The 23,637-nt window shown below is 46.8% G+C and carries 27 protein-coding genes; 22 read left to right on the forward strand and 5 right to left on the reverse strand.

Going from position 1 to position 23,637, the window contains the following annotated elements; all coding sequences use genetic code 11:
* Nucleotides 1–6 precede the first annotated feature (6 nt).
* The 17 genes from AC07M6_RS21625 to AC07M6_RS21705 all read left to right on the forward strand — a co-directional run bounded on the left by AC07M6_RS21625 (nucleotide 7) and on the right by AC07M6_RS21705 (nucleotide 12,194).
* The gene (locus AC07M6_RS21625) at nucleotides 7–699 is read left to right on the forward strand and encodes a hypothetical protein (RefSeq protein ID WP_494893073.1); all 693 of its coding nucleotides are present in this window, start codon (nucleotides 7–9) and stop codon (nucleotides 697–699) included.
* A gap of 93 nt (nucleotides 700–792) precedes the next feature.
* On the forward strand, nucleotides 793–2,109 hold the full coding sequence (locus AC07M6_RS21630; protein ID WP_494893075.1) for a serine hydrolase domain-containing protein: 1,317 nt from the start codon (nucleotides 793–795) through the stop codon (nucleotides 2,107–2,109).
* A 25-nt stretch (nucleotides 2,110–2,134) separates the two neighbouring features.
* Nucleotides 2,135–2,455 (forward strand): hypothetical protein, encoded by a 321-nt coding sequence (locus AC07M6_RS21635; protein ID WP_494893077.1) that lies wholly within the window; start codon nucleotides 2,135–2,137, stop codon nucleotides 2,453–2,455.
* A complete protein-coding gene (locus tag AC07M6_RS21640) occupies nucleotides 2,448–3,155 on the forward strand; it encodes a hypothetical protein (RefSeq protein WP_494893079.1) in 708 nt (235 codons plus the stop codon). Before AC07M6_RS21635 ends, AC07M6_RS21640 begins: the two co-directional genes overlap by 8 nt.
* Before the next feature lie 46 nt (nucleotides 3,156–3,201).
* Nucleotides 3,202–3,783 carry a helix-turn-helix domain-containing protein gene (locus tag AC07M6_RS21645; RefSeq protein WP_494893081.1) on the forward strand — a complete coding sequence of 194 codons (582 nt, stop codon included), beginning with the start codon at nucleotides 3,202–3,204 and terminating at the stop codon, nucleotides 3,781–3,783.
* Nucleotides 3,784–3,858: 75 nt separating this feature from the next.
* On the forward strand, nucleotides 3,859–4,722 hold the full coding sequence (locus tag AC07M6_RS21650; RefSeq protein ID WP_494893083.1) for an alpha/beta hydrolase: 864 nt from the start codon (nucleotides 3,859–3,861) through the stop codon (nucleotides 4,720–4,722).
* 128 nt (nucleotides 4,723–4,850) lie between these two features.
* Nucleotides 4,851–5,234, forward strand: coding sequence for a VOC family protein (locus tag AC07M6_RS21655; RefSeq protein WP_494893084.1), 384 nt, complete (start codon nucleotides 4,851–4,853; stop codon nucleotides 5,232–5,234).
* Complete coding sequence (locus tag AC07M6_RS21660) at nucleotides 5,231–5,581, forward strand: VOC family protein (RefSeq protein ID WP_494893086.1); 351 nt, start codon at nucleotides 5,231–5,233, stop codon at nucleotides 5,579–5,581. The genes AC07M6_RS21655 and AC07M6_RS21660 overlap by 4 nt, the downstream gene beginning before the upstream one ends.
* Nucleotides 5,578–6,468 carry a hypothetical protein gene (locus tag AC07M6_RS21665; protein WP_494893088.1) on the forward strand — a complete coding sequence of 297 codons (891 nt, stop codon included), beginning with the start codon at nucleotides 5,578–5,580 and terminating at the stop codon, nucleotides 6,466–6,468. Before AC07M6_RS21660 ends, AC07M6_RS21665 begins: the two co-directional genes overlap by 4 nt.
* A gap of 17 nt (nucleotides 6,469–6,485) precedes the next feature.
* Nucleotides 6,486–6,899 (forward strand): hypothetical protein, encoded by a 414-nt coding sequence (locus AC07M6_RS21670; protein WP_494893090.1) that lies wholly within the window; start codon nucleotides 6,486–6,488, stop codon nucleotides 6,897–6,899.
* Nucleotides 6,896–7,621 carry a 2-phosphosulfolactate phosphatase gene (locus AC07M6_RS21675; RefSeq protein WP_494893091.1) on the forward strand — a complete coding sequence of 242 codons (726 nt, stop codon included), beginning with the start codon at nucleotides 6,896–6,898 and terminating at the stop codon, nucleotides 7,619–7,621. Before AC07M6_RS21670 ends, AC07M6_RS21675 begins: the two co-directional genes overlap by 4 nt.
* Nucleotides 7,622–7,680: 59 nt before the next feature.
* Nucleotides 7,681–8,049 (forward strand): VOC family protein, encoded by a 369-nt coding sequence (locus tag AC07M6_RS21680; RefSeq protein WP_494893092.1) that lies wholly within the window; start codon nucleotides 7,681–7,683, stop codon nucleotides 8,047–8,049.
* Nucleotides 8,050–8,808, forward strand: coding sequence for a formylglycine-generating enzyme family protein (locus AC07M6_RS21685; RefSeq protein ID WP_494893093.1), 759 nt, complete (start codon nucleotides 8,050–8,052; stop codon nucleotides 8,806–8,808).
* The gene (locus AC07M6_RS21690) at nucleotides 8,801–10,126 is read left to right on the forward strand and encodes an ankyrin repeat domain-containing protein (RefSeq protein WP_494893095.1); all 1,326 of its coding nucleotides are present in this window, start codon (nucleotides 8,801–8,803) and stop codon (nucleotides 10,124–10,126) included. The genes AC07M6_RS21685 and AC07M6_RS21690 overlap by 8 nt, the downstream gene beginning before the upstream one ends.
* 1 nt (nucleotide 10,127) lies before the next feature.
* Nucleotides 10,128–11,105 (forward strand): ankyrin repeat domain-containing protein, encoded by a 978-nt coding sequence (locus AC07M6_RS21695; protein WP_494893096.1) that lies wholly within the window; start codon nucleotides 10,128–10,130, stop codon nucleotides 11,103–11,105.
* Complete coding sequence (locus tag AC07M6_RS21700) at nucleotides 11,093–11,848, forward strand: carbon-nitrogen hydrolase family protein (protein WP_494893097.1); 756 nt, start codon at nucleotides 11,093–11,095, stop codon at nucleotides 11,846–11,848. Before AC07M6_RS21695 ends, AC07M6_RS21700 begins: the two co-directional genes overlap by 13 nt.
* Nucleotides 11,838–12,194, forward strand: a complete 357-nt coding sequence (locus tag AC07M6_RS21705) for a VOC family protein (protein ID WP_494893099.1) — start codon at nucleotides 11,838–11,840, stop codon at nucleotides 12,192–12,194. The genes AC07M6_RS21700 and AC07M6_RS21705 overlap by 11 nt, the downstream gene beginning before the upstream one ends.
* On the opposite strand, the gene AC07M6_RS21710 is transcribed toward AC07M6_RS21705, so the two are convergent.
* Together AC07M6_RS21710 and AC07M6_RS21715 are read right to left on the reverse strand one after the other, a co-directional pair.
* On the reverse strand, nucleotides 12,191–12,895 hold the full coding sequence (locus AC07M6_RS21710; protein ID WP_494893101.1) for a LytR/AlgR family response regulator transcription factor: 705 nt from the start codon (nucleotides 12,893–12,895) through the stop codon (nucleotides 12,191–12,193). The genes AC07M6_RS21705 and AC07M6_RS21710 overlap by 4 nt on opposite strands.
* The gene (locus AC07M6_RS21715; protein ID WP_494893103.1) at nucleotides 12,895–13,983 is read right to left on the reverse strand and encodes a sensor histidine kinase; all 1,089 of its coding nucleotides are present in this window, start codon (nucleotides 13,981–13,983) and stop codon (nucleotides 12,895–12,897) included. The genes AC07M6_RS21710 and AC07M6_RS21715 overlap by 1 nt, the downstream gene beginning before the upstream one ends.
* An 86-nt stretch (nucleotides 13,984–14,069) precedes the next feature.
* On the opposite strand from AC07M6_RS21715, the gene AC07M6_RS21720 reads away from it, so the two are divergent.
* Both AC07M6_RS21720 and AC07M6_RS21725 read left to right on the forward strand, forming a co-directional pair.
* A complete protein-coding gene (locus AC07M6_RS21720) occupies nucleotides 14,070–14,480 on the forward strand; it encodes a hypothetical protein (protein WP_494893105.1) in 411 nt (136 codons plus the stop codon).
* Entirely contained in the window at nucleotides 14,477–16,492 is a 2,016-nt protein-coding gene (locus AC07M6_RS21725; RefSeq protein WP_494893107.1) for a TonB-dependent receptor domain-containing protein, read from the forward strand. Before AC07M6_RS21720 ends, AC07M6_RS21725 begins: the two co-directional genes overlap by 4 nt.
* Nucleotides 16,493–16,501: 9 nt before the next feature.
* Here the strand turns inward: AC07M6_RS21725 and AC07M6_RS21730 are convergent, their stop codons facing one another.
* Nucleotides 16,502–16,759: a type I restriction-modification system subunit M N-terminal domain-containing protein gene (locus AC07M6_RS21730; protein ID WP_494893109.1), complete on the reverse strand. Its 258-nt coding sequence runs from the start codon at nucleotides 16,757–16,759 to the stop codon at nucleotides 16,502–16,504.
* Nucleotides 16,760–17,049: 290 nt separating this feature from the next.
* On the opposite strand from AC07M6_RS21730, the gene AC07M6_RS21735 reads away from it, so the two are divergent.
* Both AC07M6_RS21735 and AC07M6_RS21740 read left to right on the forward strand, forming a co-directional pair.
* Nucleotides 17,050–17,226, forward strand: coding sequence for a hypothetical protein (locus AC07M6_RS21735; protein WP_494893111.1), 177 nt, complete (start codon nucleotides 17,050–17,052; stop codon nucleotides 17,224–17,226).
* Between the two features lie 35 nt (nucleotides 17,227–17,261).
* Entirely contained in the window at nucleotides 17,262–17,666 is a 405-nt protein-coding gene (locus tag AC07M6_RS21740; protein WP_494893113.1) for a tetratricopeptide repeat protein, read from the forward strand.
* A 139-nt stretch (nucleotides 17,667–17,805) separates the two neighbouring features.
* Here the strand turns inward: AC07M6_RS21740 and AC07M6_RS21745 are convergent, their stop codons facing one another.
* Together AC07M6_RS21745 and AC07M6_RS21750 are read right to left on the reverse strand one after the other, a co-directional pair.
* On the reverse strand, nucleotides 17,806–17,955 hold the full coding sequence (locus tag AC07M6_RS21745; RefSeq protein WP_494893115.1) for an RNA polymerase sigma factor: 150 nt from the start codon (nucleotides 17,953–17,955) through the stop codon (nucleotides 17,806–17,808).
* A 134-nt stretch (nucleotides 17,956–18,089) separates the two neighbouring features.
* Nucleotides 18,090–22,178, reverse strand: a complete 4,089-nt coding sequence (locus tag AC07M6_RS21750) for a hybrid sensor histidine kinase/response regulator transcription factor (protein WP_494893117.1) — start codon at nucleotides 22,176–22,178, stop codon at nucleotides 18,090–18,092.
* Between the two features lie 264 nt (nucleotides 22,179–22,442).
* Here AC07M6_RS21750 and AC07M6_RS21755 point away from each other — a divergent pair, with 264 nt between their 5' ends.
* A complete protein-coding gene (locus AC07M6_RS21755) occupies nucleotides 22,443–23,633 on the forward strand; it encodes a glycoside hydrolase family 88 protein (RefSeq protein WP_494893119.1) in 1,191 nt (396 codons plus the stop codon).
* Nucleotides 23,634–23,637: the final 4 nt, after the last annotated feature.

The raw sequence follows: 23,637 nt of genomic DNA on the forward strand, positions 1-23,637 counted from the left end.
TCTGACATGAAATTTTTAAACGCCGTTTTAATTCTCTGCTGCTTGCTAATATTAAGCAATGCGCAGGTATCGCAAGCACAACTCACTGGCTTGCTTACAGACAAAGGTACCCCAATAGGTGTTTCGATGCGGACACAGCTCATACAGGGCAAAAGGGCCATCAGGGTGGTCGTAGATTCGACTATCGCCAAACCCAATAGTCCAACGTTCGTCAAATTCAAAAGTTCAGAATTCAGGAATGGAACCATTGAAGTAAAAATATTGAGTAGATTGCTCGATCACACTTTTAGCACCGCACGTGGATTTATCGGCGTGGCCTTCCGGATTAATGAGGATAACAGCCGGTTTGAAGGCATTTATATCCGGCCAACCAACGGAAGAGCCGATGATCAACTCAGGCGCAATCATTCCACGCAGTACTTCTCTTATCCGGATTATCCATTCAGTCGCTTGAGAGCTGAGTCGCCTGGTGTCTACGAGTCTTATGCGGATATGGGCCTCGATGAATGGATAAAACTGAAGATAGTTGTAAAGGATGCCGGCGCAAAATTGTTTTTAAATGGCAATAGCCAGCCTTGTCTCGTTATAAACGATTTAAGATTAGGGAGCAACAATTCAGGTGCTATCGGGCTTTGGGTGGATTTTGGTACCGAAGGATTTTTTAGTGATCTTATCATTCACGCTGAAAAACAGCAATAAAAAACGAATTAAAAATTATTTTAATAGGTACTTTGAAATGCAAAGTGTTTTTATCTAACTTTGTACTTCAAAGTACTTTTAATAATTACTGCAATGAATAAGAATATCTTATTGGCGTTATGGTTCATGACGATGTTGACCGGCAGCTATGCCCAAACCCTCGACAAAGCCAAACTCGACCTGTTGTTTGACCGCCTCCTGGAAAAGAACCAGGGCATGGGCAGCATTACCCTCGCCAAAGACGGAAAAATCCTTTATACCCGCTCTTTCGGCTACGGCCAGATCACGGAAACCAGCAAGAAGCCGCTGACCGAAGCGACCAGGTACCGCATCGCCTCGATCACCAAAACCTATACCGCCGTAATGATCTTTCAGCTGATTGAGGAAGGGAAATTAAGGCTGGACGACCACCTGGATCAGTTCTTCCCGCAGATCCCGAATGCCAGCAAGATCACCATTGCACAGATCCTTAACCACCGCAGCGGTATCCCCGAGCTGACCGTTGAGAACGGCTGGCGGATGCAGGCCAGGACACATGAAGAGGTCATTGCCGCTATGGCCAAAGGCGAACCACTTTTTGAGCCGGATAGCCGGCATCTGTACAGTAACTCCGGCTATGTGCTTTTAGGGTATATCGTAGAAAAAGCCGGCGGAAAACCATACCAGGAAGCGCTCAGGCAACGAATCACGGCTAAGATAGGCCTGAAAGATACTTACCTGGGTGTCGGTAACACCAACGTCGATCATAACGAATGCCTTTCTTACCGGTACCTGGGTGCCTGGAAGGAAGCACCGGAGATGGATTTCAGCGTTCCGGCCGGTGCTGGGGCCATCGTTTCCACACCAGCGGATATGGCCAAATTCATACAGGCACTGTTCGACGGGAAACTGGTTGCTCCAAGCAGTCTCGACCGCATGAAAATGATGCGTGATGGGGAAGGTATGGGCATGGAACCCTTTTCCTTCGCCGGCAGAACCCTTTACGGGCATACCGGCGGTAGTAATGTTTCGGGATCATGGCTGGCCTATGAACCCACCGAAAAACTGGCCATGGCGTATACGACCAACGCCAAGATCTACCCGGTAGCCGATATCATCGCCGCTGTTTTCGACATCTACTGGAACAAGCCGTACCAGGTGCAGACGTTTGAAGCGCTGGAGGTCAGCCCGGAGATACTCGACACTTATGTTGGCGTATATGTAATAGCCGGAACGCCCGCGAAAATGACCGTGATCAGGACCGGCGCAACCATCTCCATTGAGAATGGCGGAAGGACGATCCCGCTGGAAGCAACCGCACGCGATAAATTCAAGCTTGCGCCCGGCGTTACCGTTGAATTCGATGCGGCGAAAAAACAAATGACCATTAAGCGCCCCCAGGGCGAAGGCGTTTTTACCAAAGCAAATTAAAACAATAGATTAAATTTTACAACTAATGAAGATCTCCAGAATAAGATTTGTGATCATTTTTGTCGCATCGGCGTTTGCCTTTATGATGGTCACTAATTTACTGCTGCAACCCGTAAACGGCGATTGGTTCGCCGGAACTCATTCACCCATAGCCTGGAAGCGTACCTTAGCTGCTATCATCTATCCGGTTAAACTCGTTTTATTAGGTCCCCTGCCACAAATTTTAAACGATCCTGACCCGGCACCACCCATCCGGGGATTAGCCGGTGCTTTATACTTGTCCATCGTAGCCATAGTTCTTCATTTTATCCTCAGCAAAATTATCCCGCGTAAAAAAAATGAATAGATTGGAAGAACTCTACCAGGAGGCCAAAACTGACCAATGGTTGAAACGCTTTGTGGTGTTTTGCCGCTTCGCTTTAGCCGCGAGCTTTTTGATAGCAGGTTATACTAAAATAATAGGTGAAAGGTTCGCCGCCGGCCTGCCCCACAATAACCCTTTAGGACATTACTTCGATGCCTTACAGCTCACTGGCTATTACTATACCTTTATTGGAGTTGCCCAGATCATCACCGCTATATTATTGCTGATCCCGAGAACATCTCTTCTCGGTGCAATGCTCTATTTTCCCATTATCGTTAATATTGGTGTACTCACTTATGCGACCCGTTTTGACGGTACCCGCTTGGTCACGATGATGGTATTGGCCTCTTTGTTTTTATTAATCTGGGACTATGACCGTTTAAAACCGATTTTATCATCGGCAGGAACACCGCCTCCCGCCTTATATCGGCCTGTCAATAAAAGACTCCGGTTTTTCTTTTTTGGAGGGTGCCTGGCCGTGGTGGCTTTGATCATCATCGGTACTTTCTATTTATATGAGATCGTGCCTGGTAACTCGGAAGCCGAGTGCCGCAATCAATGTGCTTCCAGCAAAAACCCCGCAGCTTGCGTAGTTTTCTGCGATTGCATTTATAAACAAGGCCAGCCGCTGGATAGTTGCCTGGCCACTTTACACCAGGCGGAAGGCCGGCACAGTAAATAGGCTAAGCCTTTGGTTTTTGCTGACAATTTTATAATTTAGTTCACCCATGACAACAGGCGAAAAGATAGCGGCATATCGCAAGCGAAAAGGAATGACCCAGGAAATGCTTTCCGACGGGTCCGGCATATCGCTTCGGACGATCCAGCGAATAGAAAGCGGCCGTGCCGCGCCCAGGGCCTTCACCTTGAAAACCCTGGCAGGCCAGCTTGATCTTAGCCTGCACGAGCTGCTGGAGAGCAGGGAGTCCCCTGTGGTGACCGTCAACCCCGCACCTGTCCTGCTCCGGATGAACGCAGCCGGCTTTACTATCCTGTTGTTGCCCGTATTACCCCTGCTGATCACCTGGCTCCTGTGGCGGGTCCACCACGAAGACCGGGTCATTGATGGTATGGGCAAACGGATGATGAGTTTTCAAATCCTTTGGCTGGTGTTGACGGCCTTTGTGCTGGTAGTTACCCAGGTGGCCTATTACGACCTCACCGGCGCTCACCTCATCGGCCATGCTTCCCCTTTACTGGCCGCCTACTTGCTGATGCTGTCGCTTTATTTGATCGTCGTGATCGCTTCGGCGTTCCTGCTGCAAAAGCAAGCGCCGGGCCTTTACCGGATGCTACCCCTGCTTTTCTGACCATGGCGCAAGAATGTCGCAGGAATGTCGGCTGTTTTTCTGCCAAACTGCCCTTAGCTTTGGCATCAAAAAAATATGAAAAAATTCATCCTGGCCCTGATCATCCTGTACACATCGGTGTCTGTCGGGAAAGCGCAGAAAAGCAGCCGTACAGACAGTTTAGTGTTGACCGAACTTTATGCCAAAGCGCTGCAGGAGAAAAGAAGGATCGTCGTTCATTTGCCCTTGAACTATACCAAGGAAACGCAGAAAAGATACCCGGTCATGTACGTGCTGGATGGGGGCACCCTGGATTTTGACCTGGCTGACCGGCTATTTACTTTCGCTTCGGCAGGGACTTTACCGGAATGTATCACTGTAGGCATTTTGAATGCGAAAAACAGCCGGGAAAGGGACCAAACGCCCCCGTTTATGCCAACGGATACCGTAGACGCTACCAGCCCGCTTGGCAAAGCAGACCGCTTTCTGGAATTCATCCGCGCCGAATTGATTCCCCTGATCGACAGCAGTTACCGGACCTCGGGCTATCAAACCATCAGCGGCCATTCCCGGGCCGGTTTATTCGTGCTTTATACGCTGCTGGAGCAGCCCGGCCTGTTTAACGCCCGTTTTTGTTATAGTGCGCCCGCCTGGCGTTTCGATAACCTGCTGATCAACACGCTGGGGGACAGCCTGCGCCGCCACCCCATGACCAAAGAAAGTTATCTTTTCTTTAGCGTTGGTGAAAAGGAAAATGCCCACATCCGGGCCAGTTTCCAGGCGATGACCGAGTTGCTCAAAAAAATAAAACCCAAACAGTTGAAATGGGACAGTTATTTAACCCCGCTGGCCGATCATCAAAGCAATCCTGTTTTCAGTTCCGCCAAAGCCATGGCTGCCTGGTCGGCGTACTGGAAAAGGTCGGACTTCCCGCTTCATGGGGCTCCACCGCGGCGGTAACGATAGTGATCTGCTGTTGGGACAGACGATACAAAAGCTGCTGAAACCCGCGCTGCCAGTTACGTAGTTTTTCCGGCTAAATATCCTGAAATTCGGTTTTAAGCGCACATATCTTTATTTTAGTGTCCATGTCCGATCTACTTTTTGTTTCGCCTTTTTTTATCGTAGCCGACCTGCAAAAATCGGTTGATTTTTATGTGCAAAAACTGGGTTTTGAAGTACTCTATATCGCTGAAGAAGAAGGATATGATCCTTATTTTGCAATGATCGGCCGTGGGCCCGTATCGCTCATGCTGAAAGCCAGCGGCGAACCAATACCCAACCATACCCGCTATGATTGGGCGGGCTGGGACGCGCATATCGGCGTAGCTGAGCCGGATACTTTATTTGAAGAATTCCGTTCCAAAGGGGTTGAATTTTACCAGGATTTGCGGAACAATACCGATAATCTTCGCGGTTTTGCCGTTACCGACCCCAACGGTTACCGTTTATTTTTTGCAAGGCCCCTATGAAAATTAAACAAATGAGCCCGCTGTTGCTGGTCACCGATCTCGAACGCTCCCTGGATTTCTATACGACCCATTTGGGCTTTGAGATCGATTTCCGGTACGAGGATTTTTACGCCGGTATCCGCAACGAGGCGCATCGTATACATCTCAAATTGGGCAAGCCCGTACAAAGCGGCGAGGCCGAACACCTCGACCTGGTTTTTGCCGTCGAAGATGTCCGGGCGCTATTTGAAACTTTCAAAGATCAATCGTTAACGATCATCCAGCCCCTACGGGAAATGCCTTACGGCAAAGAATTTTATATCGCTGACCCCGACGGTTATATTTTAGGTTTTATAGCAGAAAAATGAAAAGCAGCCTCAATCTGATCTTAGCGTTGTTAATGGCGGGCGGCATCGCCAATGCGCAACCCGCCTTAAGCCTGAAAAGGGCCGACGGGTTAACGGTAACCGTGATCAACAGAACTTACCCCTTACTAAAAGTACTGCTGCCGGGACAGCCTCCGACAGACCGCGGTATCGAGGTGGAATTTCCGGAACATGTCACCGGGTTAAACTTAAAAAACAACCAGACAGAACACCTTTATCTTGTTTCCCTGGGTACCAGTAACAAAAGAACGATGCCCAAATGGACCCTAACCGGAAATACCATCAGCTATGAAAGTAATTTAGACAGCGTAGTAACCCTCACCGCCCGCGTCACCCTTGAAAAAGATGGTTTGCGGTATACTTACCAATTCGTCAATCACTCCGGCCGTGCTTACCAGAACTTACAAGCCGTCACCTGCGTCAAACAATACGCCGTTTTCGCAGACACTTTGCTGGAGCGTACCTACGTTCATCATCCTAATGGGTTTGAACTCCTGGCCTCGGAAACGCCCCAGCGCCTGACGATGGGGCTCGGGAAATGGCTGCCCTGCCGCTACCTCGTTTCTTATACCTGGCCGGTTAACCCCGTTCCGGTACAAAAAGACGAAGACGGGATCACGAGGTATAACAAGTCTAAGAAAGCGGACATGCCGTTCATCGCTACTTTGTCGCATGACAAACGCTGGATAGCAGCCACCTATACCAGGGAAACCGGTAACCTTTGGACCAACCCCGAGCGGAGTTGCCAGCATGCTGATCCTGCGGTCAACCTGGGTCCGCATGAAACTAAAATACTGGAATTAAAGACCTTTATCATCAAAGGAGATCTTGATCAATTATTGGTCCTGGTTAAACGGGAAAAGAAATGACCATATCAAATGACCGCATGAAAAATCCAGCCGAAAATCCATGGACCGCGCTACGCCTGAGCGCCGCTATCGCTTTTGCCGGCGGGATCATCACGCCGGCCCTGGAAACCGTCCGGCGCTGGCACCAAATGGCCGATCCGCATTACTTTATCGCCTGGTTCGATGATTACCTGATCGGCAGCTTTTTAATTTTCGGAGCCTGGCAGGTCTGGAAATACCGTGCCGGAGGTCAGCGTTATTTAGCCGGTGCCTGGGGTTTTGCCACCGGGCTGAGCTTTTACAGTTTTTTCGGGCAGTTGCAGTCGCTGGACAAACCCGACCCGGCACCCGTGTCGCCGGTCGTCGTCGTTTCGGTCAAGGGTGTCATGTTCTTCATTTGCGTGGTCAGCCTGTTGATGGCGTTCCAAAAGAGCAGGGAGGAACAGCCATGATGTACGATCAGGCAGCTTATGAGATCAAGGCCGAATGGGGGCTGCGCGGCCTGGAGCAATTGCTGCCGGTCTCCGATGTGATCATCATTGTCGATGTGCTTTCCTTTTCCACCTGCGTGGATATCGCCGTCAGCCGGGGCGCGGAAGTTTTTCCCTATCCCTGGAAAGACGAAAGCGCAGTTACTTTTGCCCAATCAAAAGGCGCGATCCTGGCCGACTTCAAACGCAAATACACCGGCGGCTATTCCCTTTCACCTACTTCGCTGACCACCTTGTCCATAGGGGCAAAGATCGTCTTACCCTCGCCGAATGGTTCCACCCTTTCGCTGGCCACCGGCAACGTACCGACCCTTTGCGCTTGTCTCCGCAACGCCGACGCGGTAGCCGCCTATGCGATGACCATCGGCAACCGCGTCAGTGTCATCGCGGCCGGTGAGCAATGGGCAGACGGAAGCCTCCGGCCGGCACTCGAAGACCAGCTGGGTGCGGGAGCGGTCATTGCCGGCCTCCAGGGCAGCCTTTCACCCGAAAGCCAGGCCGCGCTGCAGCTATTTACCACTGCAAAAACGCAATTGCCGGAACTGATCCGGGAATGTATCTCCGGACGCGAACTGGCGGAACGCGGGTTCGAAGCGGATATTGAACTGGCCTGTGCGCTCCATGTCAGTAAACAGGTGCCCTTATTAACTGCTCAGGCTTTCCGCACCACGCAGGATACGTAGCTTTTCCGGCCAAGTATCCGGATATTTTCATTTGAACATTTACCTTATTAACTTAGGATATGCAATTCATCCCTTTATTCAAGGTCCGCGATATGCGGGCAGCGATCAAACATTATACGGAAGTACTGGACTTCCGAATGACCTGGCCGGAGGATACCCCCGATTCACCCGTTGTTGATCTTGGCCATGAAGAAATGGAGTTCCAGATCACCACCCATGAAAGCGAACGCCTTTTCGGCTCGGTCGCCTACGTTTATGTGCCGGATGTCGACAGCCTGTTCGCCAAATACAAAAGCCGCGGGCTGGATAACGATAAACCCAACTCGCCGGTAGAGCAAGGGCCGACCGACCAGACCTGGGGGCGGCGGGAATTTTACGTGAAAGACGCGGACGGCAACACCCTGCGTTTTTGTCAAAATATCAACTAAATGAAAAACCGGCGATTTCCTTTTACATATAACGGAACCGGACACCAGCTTGAAATGGTCCAGGTCAGCGGTACAAGGGAAACCCCGTTTATATTCGGCGGCGAACAGGAGATACAAATCCCTGATTTCTATATCGCCAAAACTGAAACCACCCAGTCACTTTGGAACTATATCATGGATGAAGACGGCAGCCGCTTTATGTATAAAGGCAACCAGCAGCCCGCCGAGCATGTTTCCTGGGATGATTGCCAGGTTTTTATGGAAAAGATGAACGAAAAATACAAACAAAAAGCTTCGTTCCGCCTGCCCACCGAAACCGAATGGGAATACGCCGCCCGTGGCGGTACGCACTGGCGGGACGGCTTCCATTTTGCCGGTAGCAACAATATGGCGGAATCCGGCTGGTTTGAAGGCAATGCCGGGCCTTATAAGGACATGGCCATCATAACGCAATTAAAGAACCGCGATAAGTTAACGATTGCCCATCCGGTAGCCCTGAAACAACCCAATCAACTGGGTTTATATGATATGAACGGTAATCTCTGGGAATGGTGCCAGGATTGGTTTGTCCGGGACACGAACCTCATCCCCAAAAACGGCAGCGCTTATCAGGTCCCGACCGGTAATAAAGTGCTGCGCGGTGGCTGCCACCATAACGGGGCCATTCATTGCACCAATACCAAACGTTATGAGATCCCGCCGGATAGCTTTGACGGTTGCATCGGTTTTAGAGTAGCTTTTTCAAAAAACAATGACTGAAATAAAAAAATATAGCGAAGAATACCTAAAGGCCAGGTCGGCATTTATCGGCGCCGCCATCTGGCATGGAACCGCAGACGAAGCGGACGAACTGCTGGTCAAATACCCCCGGCTCAATTCCGGCGATATCTTTACCGCCGCTATTTTAGGGGATGAGGAAAGCGTGGCGCATTACCTGGCCGAAGATCACAATAACGCCATGGCGACCGCTGACCCTTATGGCGCAACCGCTTTGGTCTACCTCTGTTTGTCGAAATACCTGCGGCTGAAAAAACGCCCGGAACACGGTTTTTTAAAAGCCGCTGAAATGCTGCTGGACGCGGGCGCAGACCCCAGCGCCGGCTTCTGGAACAAGGGGGAATTCGAGACCGCGCTCTATGGTGCCGCGGGGGTTGTCCAACACGGCGGCCTGACGCAGCTCTTAGTGGATCGCGGGGCGGACGTCAATGATGAAGAAGTTTGTTACCACTCCCCGGAAACCTGGGAGAATGCGGCGCTAAAGGTCGTAGTGGATACGGGCAGGCTGACCGGAGAAAACCTGTCTATGATGCTGGTCCGCAAACATGACTGGCACGATTACCAGGGCGCCAAATATCTCCTGGAACATGGCGCTGATCCGAATGGCAGCCGCAAACACGGCTGGTACCCCCTGCACCACGCATTGGAAAGGATCAACGGCCCCGATATGTTCGAGCTGCTGCTGGATCACCAGGCTGATCCTTACCTGGTCGATGATGGCTTGACCGCGATAGCGCGGGCAGCAAGTGAAGGGCGTGCGGATGTGCTGGAAATGATCAAAGAACGTGGTTTTGATTTTAAACTGGAAGGCACGGATGAACTGATCTGCGCCTGTGCGTTGGGCGATGAGGACCAGGTACGGACACTCGCGACCAAAGAACTTAAACAAGCGCTAACGGAAATAGCCGGAACGTTGCTAGCCAAGTTCAGCGCCGGGGGTAACGTTACCGGTACCAAATTATTGCTGGACCTCGGCCTTCCGGTCAATGCGCCCTACATGGAAGGCGACGGTTATTATGGGACGCCGCCGAACAGCCTGCCCATCCATGTCGCGGCCTGGCACAATTACCCAAAAGTGGTTCAATTACTGATAGACAATGGCGCGGCAGTTCATGTGCCGGATGCCAACGGGGACACGCCAATGATGCTATCCGTAAGGGCCAGTACCCAATCCTATTGGACAAGGCGGCGTTCGCCCGATGCCGTGGCCGCGCTCCTCAAAGCCGGCGCGTCGACAGCCGGGGTAAATTACCCTTGCGGCTATGATGAGATCGATGTTTTATTAAAACCTTACCAATAAGATGATCAGGCCATTGGAAATGAACCTCGGGCTGCCGATGGAAGTAGCTAATAAAGTCATATCGACCACGGACAAGGTCTGGGAAATATTGATGGCCAGCCGGGACGGCGACCTCGAAAAAGTAAAACAACTCACCGGCGAATGCCCGGAACTGATCTACGGGCAATATAATTATACGCCGCCGATTCACTTTGCCGTAAGAGAAGGGCACACCGAACTCGTCAAGTATTTATTGAATAATGGCGCCCATGACCCTGATTATAAGATCTACCCATTTTTGGATAAGCTGGAGGTGCTGGCTGATGATCGGGGCTATACGGAAATTGTCGGATTATTAAAAGATTACGCCGCGCATCCAGAACGCCAGCAATATTTTGGCGATAACGGCAGGATATTTTTCAAGCGGACGCCGCTGCAAATCGCGTTCGAAAAAGCCGTCGACCGGGAGGACCTGAAACAGACCGGGCGAATCCTGATAGACCATCCGGAATTCGCTTTGGACGAAACTTATTTTTGGGGCGAGGGTATCCTGACCTTTGCCGCCAAATTCAATAACCGGCCAATGGCCGACCTGCTCCTGTCTTACGGCGCGAAAGTACCGGACCTCCTGAAATGGATACCGGCTTATTATTTCGAGCGGCTGGACGGCGCGACTTATATGCTGGAGAAAGGCATGAACCCCAATACCATGAGCTGGCACCACGTGACGATCCTCCATGATATGGCGCAAAAAGGCGACCTGGCCAAAGCTGAATTATTATTAAAGTATGGCGCGGAGATTGATGCCATAGACGAAGAATACCAAAGCACCCCGCTCGGCATGGCAGCCCGTTGGGGGCATTTGGAAATGGTCAATTATTTATTGGAGCAGGGCGCCAATCCTCAACATGCCGGGGCGGACTGGTCCACGCCATTGGCCTGGGCGGAAAAGAAAGGGCACCGGGAGATCATTCATACCTTAACACAATGGTTAAAATAGCAGCCTGCCAGTTACCCGAGATCAGAGAAGACAGGGATGCAACCTTATCTTTGATCAATGCCTATGCCACGCAGGCCGTGGACAAGGGCGTACAGCTGCTTTGCTTTCCCGAATGTTTCCTGCAAGGCTATTTACTGGAAGAAAGTATGGCCTGGAAAAACGCGCTTGACCTGGCCGCGAATCAATTTAAAAATATGCTGAGAACTTTACCGGCACACAGCCCCGTATTGGTAATTGGCTTGATCGAAACTGAAAATGGCCGCCTCTATAATTCCGCAGTTGTCGTCAAAGACCGGCAGCTGCTCGGCGTTTACCGCAAGACCCATTTGCTCGGCGGTGAGCGCATTTTTAACACAGGTACCGCTTATCCTGTGTTCAAAGCCGGTGAGTTGACCTTCGGCATTAATATTTGTTACGATACCAGTTTCCCGCTGGCCGCCCGCACGCTGGCTGACCAGGGCGCACAGCTGATCGTTTGCCCCGCCAACAATATGATGGGCCGCCAAAAGTCCGAACATTATAAGCATATCCATAACGCCGTCCGTGCGGAGCGCTGCCGGGAAACGGGCCTGTGGCTCCTTTCAGCCGATGTGGCCAGTGAACAGCCCGGCCGCCTGTCTTACGGCCCTACCGCTTTGATCGATCCCTCCGGCTGCGTAAAAGCACAATTACCGCTGCTGGAAACCGGAATGTTGGTCGCCGATATTGAACTCCACCCAAAAAGAGTATACGATGAAAATTGAATCCGTGATCCCTATTTTGTATTCGGACGATGTCGCCCGGAGCATCCGATATTATACTGAGGTCCTCGGCTTTAAAGAAAGCTGGAGCTGGGACGAAGCGCAGACCTTTGGCGGCGTGGTCGATGGCGACACCACCATCTTCTTTTGCCGGGGCGACCAGGGGCATAAAGGCACCTGGCTGGCACTCAACGTTGATAATGTCGATGAATATTACGAAGCCATCAAAGCCAAAAGGGCAGACATTCTCAGTCCCCCCGATACCAAACCCTGGTTTATGCGCGAGATGCTGGTTAAAGATCCTGACGGCCATATCCTGCGTATCGGCCATAACACGAATTGTGATTAGCGGGAAAGCAGGACCTTATCGAGGTCATCCTTAAAATTCCGCCCGATAGGGACCTGGTACCCGTCGAGCAAGATGCAGTTCCGCTCCAATTGGGTGACTTTTTGCAGGTTAACTATAAATGATTTGTGTACCCGGACAAAGCGGTCCGGCGGGAAAATATCCAGCATCGCTTTAACTGAGCCCTTGAGCAATATCTTTTTGGCTGGTGTATAAATAACGGCGTAGTCTTTCAAGCCCTGGATATGCGTGACCTCACTGAACTGTAGTTTGAGCCGCTGGACACCGCTTCTGACAAAAATAAAATCACTGTCGCCGCTTTCGACCGCTTGTTCTTTCAGCGCCAAAAGTTCCCTGGCCTTGCCAATGGCCTGTACAAAGCGGTCAAAAGCGATAGGTTTTAATAGAAAATCGATCACTCCCAGTTCGTATCCGTCAAAGGCATAATTACGGTAGGCCGTGGTGAAAATCGTCAGCGGCGGGTCGGGTAAGCGTTTAAGAAATTCAATACCGCTCATTTCCGGCATTTCAATATCCAGCAGCAACAGGTCGGGCTTTGTTGTTTTTAAACCGTTCAAAGCTTTCATTGCGTTGGGGAAAAGCTGCACCGGTCCAATCCCAGGTATTTTTTTTAAGTAGCCTTCCAGCACCTCACGTGCCAAAGGTTCATCATCTACCACGATAATGTTTAATAAAGCGTCCATCACAACTCTATCTTTAAGATCGCCTGATAAGTTAGTTCATGGTCTTCCAGCCGCAGTTCATGCCTGCCCGGGTACAATAGTTCCAGCCGCTTGCGCAAATTGCCCAGCCCGATACCGCCTTTGGATAGCAAGGCAGATGCAGCAGGTTTGGTGTTTTCTACCTGTACGGTTAAAGTAGTACCATGTAGGGCAATAGCGATATGTAATGCGCTATCCTCGGTTTGCCGGCTAAGTCCATGTTTAAAGGCATTTTCTACCAGCGGTAACAAGAGCAATGGGGCGATCATCTGCCCGGTGTTTTCCGGCCCGGCGCTGAAAGTGATGACCGCGTTGCCGTTAAAGCGCAGCCGCTCCAGTTCCACGTAGCTGCGCAGGTAGGCCAGTTCTTTATCTAAAGATACCTTTTCATCATTGCTGTCATAGAGCATATATTCCATCATCGCGGATAGTTTAAGTACCACGTCCGGCGCTTGCTGTGATTTCTTGAGGGTCAGTGCATAAAGGTTATTCAGGATATTAAACAGGAAATGCGGGTTGATCTGGGCGCGCAGAAAATCGACTTCAGCGTTCAGTTTTTCGACCTGCAAGCGCTGGATGAACAATTGCTGGCCGTACCAATCCAGGCTGAGTTTAAGCGAGAGCATCAGGGCCAGGTACCAAAGGGTGCTGACGAAATTATAGGACACTGATTCCCATATATTGCTGTTAAAGCGCGGACCGACAATGTAACCATACAAATAATAGTCATATAAACTTTGGATGACCAAATAAACGAGCACGGACAGTAAAACAACGGTGGTATAAACGCCATAGCGTTTTTTGCTCAGGTATCTGGGCAGGAAGACGTGCAAATTCAGGTAGGCGATAGCGATCAATAAAATGACCCTTACCCCAACGCAAGCCAAAAAATAAGGCATATTGGCTTTGTAGAGCAGATATTTTTTCTCGTACAGAAAAAAGCCGGTCACCAAAACCCAATAGGCGCTATAGATCCATGTTTTCAACTTCATGCCGTAAAGCAAATCAAAAATAAAGGGGCCGCCAAAAAACGTCGACGAACGACCGGAATAATAGAGGAAGATACGCATAAAAAACGGATGTCGATTAAATGCGCCGCTCGTCTACTAATTTTTAACATGCGGAGCGACCTGGCTACCTTCATCAAAAAAAAGATATGAAAAAGTTAATTGCAGGTGCGCTCCTCACCTTAATCATGAGCAGTTTCGTTACCCGGTTTGGACTGGATGCCTATGACATTTACCTGAACAGCAAAATGGTGATGAAAGGCTATGTAAACCAGCCGCTGGATGCCCGGGTCTTGTTTCTGGACAAGGCTACAACTACAGGACAGCTTGGGGTTGTTTACCGTCATTGCCGGCTGAATAACGGGCCGGGCAGCGGGCGGAACATTACCTTAAAGGACGAAACGGGTAGTTTGTTACGCAAATGGGATTTCGCGGATAACCAAACGATGAATATCCCCGTCAAAGATTTGTTGCAGCCAAAAGGCCATCAATTGAGCCTGTACTACACCGCTCATGAACTGGATAAAGGCGAACTATTGGCGATGATCCGGTTTAAATGAAACAGGCTTTTTTCATCTTGCTGTGCCTGGCGGCGTTTGCCGCGCAGGCACAAAAGCGGGATAGCGTAAAAAAAGATTCGGTCATGCTAAAGACCGTGACCATCCGCGGGCAGCGACCGGTCATTGAGCGGCGGGTGGATGGTATTGTCTTTACCGTGGGCAGCCAGCCGGCAGGCGCCGATGCAGCGGATGTTTTGCGGCAAGTACCGATGGTCAGCGTGGATGGCAATGGTAATTTGCAGGTGCGCGGCAACGGCAACGTGAAAGTACTGATCGATGGCAAACCGTCGGAGATCTATGCGGCCTCAGTGGCGGATGCCTTGCGTGCTATTCGCGGGACGCAGATCGCAAAGGTAGAAGTGATCACCGACCCCTCGGCGAAGTATGATGCCGAGGGTACAGAAGCAGTGATCAATATCATCACCAAGAAGCTGCGGCAGAACAGAACGAGCGGCGATCTCGGCGGGCTGCTGGGTAACCGGGCGGAAAATGTGTTGGGCGACCTGCACCACCAGCAGGGCGCCTGGCAGGTTCATGCGGATGTTTTTGAGCAGGTTTACCGGAACCGGAACGGGTCGGTTTTGTTGCGTGATGCGGGTAATCAAACGCTGCGGCAGTCCAACGAAACCCGGCAGCAGGGCGACTATTTCGCGGGTGGATTAAGCCTGATCTACCGCCTGGATTCCCTGAATACTTTTTTCGCGGGTTACCGTTTAAGGCCGCAGCACAGCCACAGTAATAGCACGATGGCAGCGTTCTCCTTTCAGCGGGATATCGACACGCGGGTCAGCGCTGACGGCCATACTTATAATGCGGGGTTTAACGGGCAGTCCCTTGATAAAAAGTCCGAATATGCGTTATTGGGCTTGTATGTCCCGCAAGAAACCCATACGGATTACCTATTGGCACAGGATAATGGTTACCGCGAAGCTTTTAAAGGCACAGTGCAAAACAGAGATTTTACCTTGCAGGGTGATTACGCGCATAGCTTTACCAACTGGAAATGGGAAAGCGGGGTTAAACTGACCGGCAGACAGGTGAACAATAACAGCCGGTATGACCCGGATGGGGGACGCTCCGCGGTATTTCATTACCAACAGCACATTTATGCGGCCTATACCAATCTCAGCGGGCATCGGGGTAATTGGGGTTGGAGTGCCGGGCTGCGTTATGAACAAACTCAGGTAGAGGCAATCAATGTTCAGCAATCTTTTGGCAATTGGGTACCACAGTTTTTGTTACAGCGGACTTTAAACTCCGAAGCCAGCCTGAAGTTCAGTTACGCGCAAAAATTGGTACGGCCCTCCGTTGCTTATCTGGATCCGACACCAGTCACCAGTGACTCGCTGACGGTTCAACATGGCAACCCGGATTTATTACCAGAACTCACCCGGCGCTACCAGTTGAGCTATGCGATCAGTGGCGCCAAATTATATAAGGATGTCACCTTTTTTTATAACGATAACCACAACTCGATTGAAAATATCCGGACACCCTTACCCAATGGCCGCCTGGAAAGTACCTGGGCAAATATCGGGCAAAACCGCCGTCTGGGCCTGTCGGTCACGGCCAACTGGAAACCGCTGGCCCCTCTGCAGCTGGGCGGTACGCTGACGGGGCAATATGTGCGCCTCTCGGGTGGCGGCCTGCAAAACCAGGGTTTTCTCCGGCAATTGACCGTCAATGTCAGTTATCAATTGCCCGCCGGGTATAGTTTGGATAGCTACGGTTTTTTTGCCGGCGATAACCTCAGTTTCCAGGGCTACACTCAAGGCTGGAAGTTTTATAATATGACGCTCAATAAAAAGTTCAAAGGCGACCGTTTGACCTTGAGCCTGCGCACCGAAATGCCGTTTACGCGGTATACTTATCTTGAAGAAGTCGTTACCACCAGCGGCCAGATGCAGCTTCAAACCAATCGTTACCAAAACCAAAGTATCCGCCTCACCTTTATCTGCAAATTCGGTAAAAAAGAAGTAAAAGCGCCGCAGCTCAGCAGTATAGATCAATAAGTCCTGAGGTCAAAGACCCGGACGGCCATATCCTGCGCATTGGCCATAACACGAATTGCGATTAATTAGGTATTTTTGCCTTAAGAGATCGTCTTCCTGACTTTCTTTTAAATCTTGCCAACTGCAGCCGGCCGGAATTTTTACATCCCTTTCCTTTGCGATTTTCAAAAACAATAGATACGTAAGTTCCTCGATGTAGTCGCTATAGTCTACTCCTTCATGTCTTAAAGTATGGCAAAAATTCCAAAGTTTATTGACCAAATCCATGTTTAAAGGTATTACTAAAATTTTATGTAAATAAAATATAAAATATAAAAGCAATAAAGTATTAATAATCAGCGGTGAGTTTTTTTATTTACGAAACGAGTGGGATAAAACTTCTGATTACAGAGTCACAAATACGAGGAAGATACGCTAGTGCAAAGTTATTTAAGCAGTCTTCTTAATCACCAAATGCGATAAGCCCGGATCACTTAGCAACTGCTCCATCACTTCCTGGATGATCTCAATGTCAAACATTTTTGATGATTTTCAAAGCATTTCACAATTCATAAATAGTGATAGTTGATAGAGCAATTAAGTTATTAGCAACTCATCACTTCAGAACTTGGGAAGGTGGCCGTGAAACTTACTACTATTATGTTGATGAACATACGCTAAAAGCGGTTAGTAAGATAAAGGCTGGACAGCCCGAAGTTGCTATTTCAGAACTGAAAGCAGCACCGAAAACTTAGAGGTAGGAAAACCATCGGATGATGATAGAAATGCAATGATTTATTATTTTATGGGACAGGCTTATGATGCTTTAAAGGATAGTAAGAACGCGAAGGAGTGCCACCAAAAAAGTGTAGCTGCAAAGAACACCGCTAAATGGCCTGATTTAATTTATTTTCAAGGGAAATCTTATAATAAGCTTGGAAATCAGGAAAAGGCTAGAGAACTTTTTAACCAACTCATCGAAGAAGGAAAAGCAATCGAAAATAAGGGTACGGCAACAGCGGGTATTGGTGTAGGCGAGCGGGTTTCAAACAAGGTATCTACCTCTCAGGCCTATTATTTGCAAGCATTAGGAAATAAAGGGTTACACAACGAAGCTAAAGCCGATGCGTTAATAAAAAAATCCTTGGAGATCTATCAAAATAACCTTTGGGCAATAAATCTTAATGATTACTAACTCTACTTAACAAAAAACAGGTTGCTGACACAATGTGCTGATACAGTTTAAGTTGGTCAAATATTAGTTCATATCAATGGACAAATTAATTGTTCTTTGGTATGAACCAAATAACGATTTAAACGCGCAACACTATATTTTAAAGTTGCTCCGGCGATTTCAGGAATTTATACAGGAACCCATAAAGCCTACTGTGGTACCGTTCGTAAACCTCCTTAAAGGCAGCGTTATCCCCCTCCCGCAAAAGCGGGAGCAGATCTTCGTCGCTTGCCTTTTTTAAGCTATTCATGCCAACAGTTTTAAAACGAATATATTAATTTTTTTTCGCAAAAGATAAATGATGCCGGCGTTTTCTATAATAGGTGTCCTTTGAAGTTGTCGAAACGTTGTACCTGAGCTCTTGAAAAATTTAAAGCTTCTCAATTATAAAGATTTATTTTCTAAATATGCTGAGGGTGTTTTTCCAGTTTGTTTTTTGAATTCCCGACTAAAATATTTACTGTTTTCATAGCCAACCATGTATGCTATCTCATAAATGGTATAACGCTTTTCCTCTAAGAGTGAACATGCTTTCTTTATGCGGAGAGATTTGACGAAGTCATTAGCACTTAAACCCGTTATGGCTTTTATCTTTTTAAACAGTACTGGCTGGCTCATACCAACTTCTTTGGATAACATCATAACTCCGAAATTTGAATTATCCAGATTGTTTTCGGAAATCTTAATAAGATTATCTAGAAAGGTTTGATCCATCGGATGTAACCCATGCACACCTTTTTCATCTCGGGTTGCCGGCAAAATAGAGATGGCATCAATAGAGGGGATTAAAAAAGTCCCTTTCAATAGTTCCGATATATTCGTGCGTACACGTTGCCTCGTGATTAAAAGATTTCGCACTTGAAGTGTAAGTAACTTTAAACTGAATGGTTTAGTTAAGTAAACATCGGCGCCCGTTTGCAGTCCGCTCGCTTGGCTATCCTCCGAATTTTTCGCCGTAAGTAGGATGACTGGAATATGGCTTGTCCTGATATCGCTCTTTATTTTTGAACATAACGTAAATCCGTCCATTTCTGCCATCATAACATCGCTGATGATAATATCAGGTATGTGTTCTATTGCCTGTTCCCATCCTTGTAATCCATTCCGGCTCTCTAAAATAGTATAGTTACTTTGCAAGGCATCTTTTATAAAGCCTCTTATGTCATCATTATCTTCTACAAGCAGAACAGTGCCGGGGTATTCTGTCCCGTTTTCTATATTTACTGCTGGAAATTCAATTAGTTCAACAGAAGGATTTATTATTGTCGAATTATATTCAGTTGTATAATTGACAAGTTGATCCTCAGTAAAATGCCCCGTCCCTGAGCGAAGTACAACTTCAAAAGTAGTATTGTAAACCGGGGCGGTTTCAAAAGGAGAACAGCTTGCCGTGATGTACCCGCGATGCAAGTCCACAATCGCCTTAGATAAGGCAAGACCAATTCCGTAACCTGTGTTCTGTTGTCCGGTATCTTCCTGCTGGAAATAGTTATCAAATATTTTATCGAGATTTTCTTTCGCAATACCTTTGCCGCTGTTACTTATTTTTATTGAGATACCTCCGTCGATTACTGTAATATCCAGGCAGACACGGCCTTTCTCGGGAGTGAATTTTAATGCATTCGACAAAAGATTATAGATAACCTTTCCTATTTGAGTGGTGTCAAACCATACGTATAATGGCGTGGCATTGTACTTTTTTTCGAAAACGATCTGTTTTGTATTTGCGACTTCCGCAAACGAATCACAAATATGGTTCATAAAGGATTTTAACTCATTCTTTGATATTTGCAATGGTAAATGTCCGGTTTCGGCCTTGCGAAAATCCATCAATTCATTAACAAGTTTCAAAAGATCTTCAGTATTGTTCTTTATTGTTAGTAATTGACGCTTCTCAGCGCCATTACCATCTGATGCTTGCATAAGCTTCTCTACCGGAGCCAAAATTAGCGATAGGTGCGTGCGAATTTCGTGAGAAACATTCGTGAAAAAGTTGAGTTTAAATTGAGTAAACTTATTTGTTTTTTTTAGAAGCTCCTGAAGAAAGAAGTAGCGTGTTATGATGAAGGTAATGATTAAAAATATTACCGCATACAATGTGTAAGCGTACCAGGTCTTCCAAAATGGTGGTTTAATATGAATTAGAAGCACGGTGGGATTACCCCACAGCCCATCGTTATTACTGCCTTTGGCTAAAAAGCGATAATCTCCGGGTGGCACATTTGTGTAGCTTGCTAATGGCGATGAGGTATTTACCCATGCTTTGTCATACCCTTCCAATCGGTAAGCGAATTGATTTTTCCCCGGTTGAATAAAATTGAGTGACGCAAATTCAATCTTAAATACGTTTTGATTATACTTAAGATCAATGCCATTATTATTGTTGCCAGCAAATGTGTTTTTTAATTCGCCATATCCGTCTACTGAAAATTTGGTGATCTCGAATGGGGCTGCAATCGTGTTTTCTTTTATGCTTTCAGGATTAAAGACGACCATGCCGTCATAACCACCGAAAACCATTTCACCTGAAGCAGTCTTATAAAAGGCATTTTGGTTAAAATTATTACCCGGCAATCCATTGTATTTGTTATACAGCAGAAAGTGTCTTTTAGCAACATCAAATTTAGCTACGCCAGATGCTGTACTAATCCATAGATTACTATAGGAATCCTTTAACGCACCTAGAACATTATTATCTGGCAATCCTGAATTTTGTGTAAATACAGCAAGCAATTTACCACTGCTGTCCAGTTGCATCAAACCACCTCCATCTGTACCCACCCAAATTGTATGTCGTTGTCCTTCCAAAAGACAATTGATCCTGTTTATGCCACATGCCAAAACCTTTCTTACTGAATGTTTACTAACTATTTTAAGCCCCTCGGAAGTTCCAACCCACAAATTCCGATTATCAAATTCGGCAAATACTGTAACTGATGCGCTACTCAATTCATTAACGATTCTATTATAACTTAAATCAGGATAAATTTTTGAACCTTCCCTTTTAAAAGCTTTCAGGCCTTTAAATTCAGTCCCAATCCAAAGAATACCATTATCGTCCTCAAAAATAGAGGAGATTTCAAGACCCGGAGAATCGCCATTTACCTGGTCGTAAAGATATTTTGTAAATGAATAACTACTTCCCTTTTTCGTGATAAGATTGATTCCACCGCCATGAGATCCAATCCATAGATGTCCATCTTTATCTTTATAGATAGTTTTAATAAGATTTGAGCTTAGGCTATTTTTGTTCCCCGAGTGGTTTTGAAAGTATTTGACAGATCCGGATTTTCGATCCAGCAGATTCAATCCTCCTCCTTCTGTTCCTATCCAAAGTCTACCATGTTCATCTTCGCAAATCGTGCTTATGATATTGTTTGAGAGGCGACCAGTTGTTGAATGATTTGAATACGTTTGAAAATTGGAATTATAATCGGAATACGAGTTGACCCCTCCAAAAAATGTACCGATCCAAATTGAGCCACGATTGTCTTTATAAAGACTATGTATAGAATTCTGGCTTAGGCTAAATGCATCAAATGGATTATTGATGATATTGGTAAAGTCTTTCCTGCTGCTATCTAAAATGGACACACCTTCCTGGGTTCCGATCCATAGCCTGTTATGATTATCCAATAAAATTTTACGGACATGGTCGTTAACTAACGAGTTATCTTCCTCAGTTTTATGAAAATTATTCTTAAATTTTTCGCTAACGTTATCATAGGTAACAAGACCTGCATTTAAAGTACCAATCCAGAGCAAACCCGTCTTATCTTCGACAATACTAAAAACCGCGTTATCAGGAAGACCGTCACTGCTTTGATTCTGGAGAAAGAGTTTGGCTCGGAAGCCGGCTCCTTCTTCGTCAAGCTTGAGGAGACCGTTACTTCCTCCTATCCAGAAGTGTCCACGAGAATCTTGGAAAATGCAATGTATAGTACCCGAATCCCATTTCAAATTAAATTTTACCTCTTTCAATACGGCTATATGATCCCGAATCGACATTTGAAAAATTCGCCCGTTTGCGGCTACCCATATTCGCTTTTGCTTATCAGTGTAAAGACAACTGATACTCATTTTAACGTGATTTAAAATAGTATCAACGAAACGAACACTTGCAAATTTGTCTCGGCCAGGAAAAAATCGATATAAGCCATTCCTTGTACCTACCCAAAGATTGTCATTAACGTCTGCTGACAAAGCAAGAATATAATTATCTGCTAAACCGTCTTTTTGACCTGGCTTGCTTTCAAATGAAATAACATTCTTAGCGTCATAGCGATTTAAACCTGAACGTGTTCCAAACCACATAAAACCCTTCTTATCTTGCGTAATAGAAAGTACAGAATTTTGCGAGAGTCCATTCTCCACGGTTAACCGCGTAAAATTTATAACCTGTGCGTTACCCTTGATCCATAAAAAAACCAGCATAAAGCACAATTGCTGCAAGTGTTTCACTCGTTTAAACATATCGTCATTAATATTTACAGCTTTATTTGGTTCGAAGCTGAATTCAGGTTATATATTACAAAGCTAATCGTATAAAGCTACTCTATAGCCATCATTTTAAAAAAGTGCCCTATTTAGTCGATTTTTTGCCCCTTCAATCCACCCTTGACCCTATACATTTGTCTTAGTTACCATTCAAACCAATTATTAACTAACATTCATCTTAAACAATACAAGATGTATTAACCACAGTTGTATTAAACTATATCAACACAGTTAACTATTATGATAAAAAATACCTTCTGCTCAATTTTCCTTATCGGTTTAATTATTTCTATAAGCTCAAGTGCTCAACACAAGAGTAACAATATGCGAAAACTAATATATGACGATTTTAAACTGGCTGCCGAACAATACAAAATTTTGATAAATACGGTACCGGCAAACGAGATGCCCCGCAGTTATGATAAAGGTCTTTTAATTACTAGCAATACGGAATGGTGGTGCAGTGGATTTTACCCAGGATCACTACTATATATATATGAGGCCACCGGAGATAAGATGATATTGGACGAAGTAAATAAACGTCTTTCTATTTTAGAAAAAGAAAAATATTACACGGAGCAGCATGATCTCGGCTTCATGATCTTTTGCAGCTTTGGTAATGCCTACCGGATTACCGGTAAGAAAGAATATAAGGACATTGTTGTTACAGCAGCCCAATCGTTGGAAACCAGGTATCGGCCCGCTGCCGGAATTATCCAATCATGGAATGCATCGTCAAAATATAAATGCCCGGTCATTATAGACAATATGATGAATCTCGAACTCCTTAATTGGGTTTCTCAAAATACGGGTAATGAAAAATTCAGGCAGATTGCTGTTAATCATGCCAATGCTACTTTAAGAAACCATTTTCGTTCCGATTATAGTTCCTTTCATGTGGTAGATTATGATCCAAACACAGGAAAGATTATAAAAAAGGTCACCGCGCAGGGTGCATCTGATTCATCTTCTTGGGCGCGGGGTCAGGCATGGGGCTTGTATGGCTTTACCATGATGTACAGATACAAGAAAGATACAACCTATCTGAATTTTGCGAGACATGTTGCGCATTACATCTTATCTAATCCAACTTTGCCTGATGACAAAATACCTTACTGGGATTTTAAAGCGCCAGGAATACCTAATACTAATCGTGACGCATCAGCTGCTGCTGTAATAGCTTCAGCTCTACTTGAATTAGGACAATATACGGATGGCCCGGAAAGAAAGCAATATTTAACTGTCGCAGAAACGATCTTAAATCGTTTATCATCCAAAGACTACATGGCTGAATCTGGTACAAATGGTGGTTTTATTCTAAAACACAGCGTAGGGGCGCTACCGTTGAAAAGTGAAGTAGATGTGCCGCTTACTTATGCAGATTACTATTTTTTAGAGGCGTTACATCGATATTCCCAATGGTATCTTTAACACG

The sequence above is a fragment of the Mucilaginibacter sp. GW821-FHT07H05 genome (assembly GCF_059418485.1).